The following is a 4250-nucleotide window of genomic DNA, read 5'->3' as shown; positions in this document are numbered from 1 at the left end:
CCCATTCGTTCTGCCGCGTTGCGCCGTCCACGACCAGCTGCTGCATCACCTGATCCAGACGATCCCAGCGATAGCGGCGCTCAAACACCACGCCGGATTTGTCGATAAAGCCGCTGCGGCGCATTACGATCCTGCCCGCCGGATCGTAATGCGTTTCCTGATGCAGTGCACCCTGAGTACGATCGATCTCACGATGCAGCTTATCGCGCTGATAACCTGCGATTTCCCTCTGCCTGCCGTGCTGTTTCAGGTTCATCTGTAGCAGATGACCGGTTCCGTAACGCAGACAGTTCAGCTCACGGCCATCCGGCAACGTGCTGCCGATCAGGTTGCCCAGTGCGTCGTACTGATGCGTGAACAGCCCACCATTATTTTCTTCACTAAGCAGATTCCCCAGCGCGTCGCTGGTCAGGATCAGCACTTCCGCTTCGGCTTCATAGCCTGCCGCCTGCGCCTTCTGCCATTCCGCCAGCGCCATTTTCCTGATTTCTACACTGTCCGGGCCGTAGCGGTACTCGGTGCGGTGTTGCTGCGTAGTTTTTACCGTCAGGCGATTTACGTTGTCATATTCAAATTGCGTACGGTGAGGCGGCAAGTTTTCGCCTTCAGCAGACAGCGGATGCTGCACGACTTCCGCAACCAGGCCCAGCTCGTCATATCCATAGCTTTTGCGACGGCCGGCATAGTCAGTCTGCGCCAGCAGGCGCTGACTGTTGTCATACTCGAACTGCCAGCGATCGCTGTTTGGATTAATTAACGCCGTCAGCCGCCCGAACCGATCGTACTGATAGCGAGTAATGTTCCCTGCCGGATCGGTTTCGCTGACAATCTGCCCGCGCACGTTACGGGCTACGTGCCGCTCTGAAAAGCTGTCGATATTTTCCCCGACCAGCATTCCGGCGCGATCGTATTCATATTCCGTTTCGCGTCGGTCAGGACGTATCAGAGATTGCAGACGCCCCGCAGTGCTCCAGCGATAGCGCGTGGTGTTACCCTCTGCGTCCGTGCTGCTCAACAACCTTCCCGCATCATCATACAGCCGATAACTTTGATGGCCTGAACAGTCTTCATCGCGCTGTAGCTGGCCGCGCTCGTTCCACCAGAAGCGATGCGTATTATCCAGCGCGTCGGTGCGCGTGATTAAATCGCCCTGCTCGTTCCAGGTAAAACGGCTTATGCCGCCGAGCGGATCGGTCACCGCGACGACATCGCCAGCATTGTTGTACTGGTATTGCCACACCGCGCCGTCGGGCTGAACTTCTTTTAGCGGGAACGCATAGGAAGGATGCCAGACGGTGGTCGATGTTCGACCAGCCGGATCGCGCACCATTGCCAGATTCGCGCGTTCGTCGTAGTCATATTCCCAGGTCCGATCGCCAGGCGCATGCGTTGCCATCAGCAAATCGCCCTGTTCCGCCCAGCGATACGACCAGTGCGCCCCGTAGCTGTCGACATAGTCGGTAATACGGCAAAGCTCATCCCAGCGATGCTGCGTGGTCCCTCCAGAGAAGCAGGTTACCGTGGCGCTGCGAGCTTCCTCATCGGCATCTATCAGCCAGTGCTCAAGGCAGTTTTGCCCTTCGTCCATCACCCGGTATTCACAGACGCGCCAGTAGCGCGGATCGCTGGCTGGCTGCCATTGATAAGCCACGGTCAGGCCGGTGGCATAGCTGTGCGATGCCATCAGATCGCTGGCGCGATCCCAGCTGAAACGACGGGTTTCAACGCCGTCGGCATCCTGTACGGCAATCAGCTGGCCCTGCGAGTTGTAGTTGTAACGCATCAGCGGGCGCAGTTCGCCACCGACAACCTGATCTATCGCCGTTACTCTTCCATGCTGCTGTTCATAGCTGAGACGAACGTCCAGCGCCTCGTTATCGCCCGCAATGGCGACCAGCTGCCCCCTGTCATTCCACGTAAAGTGCTGGCAATTTTCATGGCGATCGTAGATGCGGCCAATACGCCATTCGCCTTCACGCAGCGGATCGGGTTCGTACAGATAAAATTCGCCCTGCGCGGTTTGCATGACGATAACGCCCTGCAGCGAGCAGAACAGCGTAAAGCCCTCTTCATCAAAACGAACCACGTCGCCCGGTGCAATCTCGCCAAGCCCCAGTTCCTGACCGGTTATGTCGCGCCAGGCAAACTGGAAAGTACCGTCCTTGTGAAGAAAGCGAATCAGGCGCGTTTCGAACGGCATCATCCAGCCGGTACCGAACATGCCGGTAGTCAGATTGCGACTGTGGTAAATACGCTGCCAGTAAAGCGGGATGCGGTCTTCCAGCACGAAATCGAGATCGTCCCGGTCGGCCAGAATTTTAGCGCCGGTCGCATAATTAACCGGGTGAGCGCTCTGCATTGCAGCGGAAGCAATAGCGCCAGACGCAACTGCTTCTCCGGTTTCAAAAACAACAGTACAGGCGATTTGACGCAGCGCGCGCCGTGCCGCAATGCGCGAGAAAAGCTGTTCCAGCAGCTTAACGCCTTCCTTGCCAATACCACCGCTCAGGATGGTGCCGACAAGATAAGCCAGCATGTTTTTGCCGCTGCGGATATCACGTACCACGATGCTGTCGCCGCCGATACGCACGCGAGGATTTTCACTGACCTGGACGGTTGCTTCACAGGTACTGCGATCGCCGTTACGTACGGCGGGGTGGCCGTTGATGAAAACCTTTTTCGACCCTTCCGCCAGAAAGTTGGCGTTCTCGGCCAGATGGCCTTTCATGCAGGCGACGGTATCTTTGTTTGCTGGCGTAGCGCAAGGGCTGGCGCTGGCAACGGTTGGCTGCACCACATCGTCCCAGAGACTGCCAAGCCAGCTGCCCACCGATGCCGCGCTAAGATGACTGACTTTATCCAGCGCGGAACTGATGGCGTCGCCCGGATGGCGAATAGTCGAAGCAATGCCTCCTGCAACGGCCATCGCAATATCTTTCAGGCCTGGTTCCTCTGTGCTACCAACGGAAAGCGCGGCCATCATGTCGCGATTGACCGTTCCTGCCGCACGTGCCGCCGGTTTGCCCATGATTTTTACGTTGTCAGAGCCGCTGGTTATTACCGCATCCGGTGGGCCGCGCATGCCCAGCGTATCAAGCAGGCCGTCTACGGCATCGCTGGCCTTATTGCCGAGTTTTTCGGGATAGCCGGAAGCCATTGCGCCAATCATCAATCCCGCGCCGACAGCGATGCCAGCGACGGGATTGACGGCAAACAGCATACTGGCCCCTACCAAAATGCCAGTGTAGACGGCGCCTTCCACCAGCCCGCTAACCAGATCGGCCAGTGCAGAACTATGAATTAAAGGATCGTCTAAACGTGCTGCTGTTAAATCGGACATGCTCAGGCCTCCGCTCCTGCAGAAGGAATAAATCCACTTTTGATAACCTGCCAGGCGGCCAGCGAATCCGCATCAAAAGTGCCTGCACGACTAAAAGTCAGCATCATCAGATGGGTTTCGGTTTTTGCTATTAACAATTTTTGAACCACCGTTACGCCCTGATTTTCAAAACGCATTGCGACTTCTCGCGCAGATAGCTCGCCGAACAACGTTTCTTCTGTCTCTTGTGCAGCAAACTTTTTCATATCGCGCTTCACTTTTGCCAACTGCTGCTGCAGATAATTCTCTTCTTCGCCTTCTTTAACATCCCATGCACGGGTTACTACCAGCGTGGCACGCGTTTTCGGCAGACGGAAAATCGTAATGCTCTGATCCTGGACCGCTTCAGGCAGCGTCAGCGTTCCTTCTGACAAAACATATTTCATGTGTTACTCCCTTTTTTGTCGAAGGCCTGAAGAATTTCATAACCGATAGTGAATGGCGTAGGGTCTGGCGTATCACCGGCTTTTGGCTCATTAATATTGAGATCGAGCGTACCGCCAGTGTTGATCTGCCCATTTCCAGTCGCGTTGATCTGGAACTGATCGCACTGCAACGAAATCGTGCCGTTGGGGTCGAGTGTCAATACGCTGCTGCCCGAGACAAAGCTAATTCCTTTCCCGGATGCTATTTGCAGACCATCCTGTGCCCACAGCTGGTAATCACCGCCGACCAGTTCATTACGCGATTTTTGAGTATTCTGTACGTAAGTGCCGCTGACTTTGCTGATAAAGTCCTTATCAATCGCGACCGTTTGATTACCCCCTACCGTGTGGGTTTCATCATTTTTGATATTGGTATCCATATTCTTCTGCGCCTGGATCCACACCTGCTCCTCGCCCGCCTTGTCTTCAAAGCGCAGCGCGTTGGC

At 55.8% G+C, this 4250-nt stretch carries 3 protein-coding genes; all 3 read right to left on the bottom strand.

The annotated features are described in order from the left end of the window. Positions 1-3340: DUF6531 domain-containing protein (locus KUE00_RS21700; RefSeq protein ID WP_246762646.1), on the bottom strand; the 3340-nt coding region annotated here is incomplete at its 3' end. A gap of 2 nt (positions 3341-3342) precedes the next feature. Then, positions 3343-3765, bottom strand: coding sequence for a DcrB-related protein (locus tag KUE00_RS21695; RefSeq protein WP_246762645.1), 423 nt, complete (start codon positions 3763-3765; stop codon positions 3343-3345). Next, positions 3762-4250: bacteriophage T4 gp5 trimerisation domain-containing protein (locus KUE00_RS21690; protein WP_425523596.1), on the bottom strand; the 489-nt coding region annotated here is incomplete at its 5' end. The genes KUE00_RS21695 and KUE00_RS21690, both read right to left, overlap by 4 nt.

Origin of the sequence: Erwinia phyllosphaerae (genome assembly GCF_019132875.1) — a bacterium.
Taxonomy (GTDB): Bacteria; Pseudomonadota; Gammaproteobacteria; order Enterobacterales; family Enterobacteriaceae; genus Erwinia; species Erwinia phyllosphaerae.
Note: the sequence above shows the minus strand (reverse complement) of the source record. Positions and strands in the feature narration are given on the sequence as shown.